This window comes from Algoriphagus taiwanensis (assembly GCF_036245645.1).
Lineage (GTDB): Bacteria > Bacteroidota > Bacteroidia > Cytophagales > Cyclobacteriaceae > Algoriphagus > Algoriphagus taiwanensis.
In genome coordinates this window covers 1-698 of record NZ_BTPE01000039.1, presented here as the reverse complement: position 1 = coordinate 698, position 698 = coordinate 1, and the positions used below count along the sequence as shown (strand labels likewise).

The 698-nt window shown below is 43.7% G+C and carries 1 protein-coding gene; it reads right to left on the bottom strand.

Annotated elements, in window-relative coordinates; genetic code table 11:
- Positions 1–697 (bottom strand): IS1595 family transposase (locus tag AAA938_RS20150; protein WP_338230728.1); only part of this gene is annotated, 697 nt, incomplete at its 3' end.
- Position 698 lies beyond the last annotated feature (1 nt).

The following is a 698-nucleotide window of genomic DNA, read 5'->3' as shown; positions in this document are numbered from 1 at the left end:
TGATGGCAATGTGAACCCATTTGAGGTTAAACTTGCCCTTGTCTGTTCCAGAGATCTCTCTGACATGGACATCAATACAATCACTCAGATCTGAGAAGGTGGTACTCTTATCTGTTTGAAGCACCGAGTTTGAATCAATGTATTCTTTGATTAAAGTCTGTGCTGTTTTTGCCTCCAAGTTCTTTATCTTCTTCATTTTGAAGTACCTACAGCTCTTAGCAAACTTTCCCGACTCAGGGTCTTCTAAAACAGTCGATTCGGCCATTACAGCCACTTTTGACTGTTTTTGAGTTCCTCTACCTCTCTTGAGTTTGCTTCGGACTTGGGCTTTGGTGGACTTTCCCACAAAAGCTTCATCGTATTCAACCATGTCTTCAAGTCTGTAGCGGTCATCACGTTTTCCCATGACTGCCCTAAGCTTGTGATACATCCTGAAAACCGGTTCATAACGCTTCATTCCCAGTTGTCTTTGGAGTTCGGTCGCACTGAATCCTTTCTTGGTAGCGGTAATGAAAGTGATAGCCATCATCCAGGTCCTAATGGGTAAGTTGCTGCTTTCCATTACTGTGCCGCTCTTGATACTTGTTCTGAACCCACAAGCAGCACACTGAAAGGAAAGCTTGTTTTCAAGCCAATAATGTCTGCGACCGGAGCACTTCTTACAAATGATTCCCTGCTGGATTCGTTGCTCTTTGATG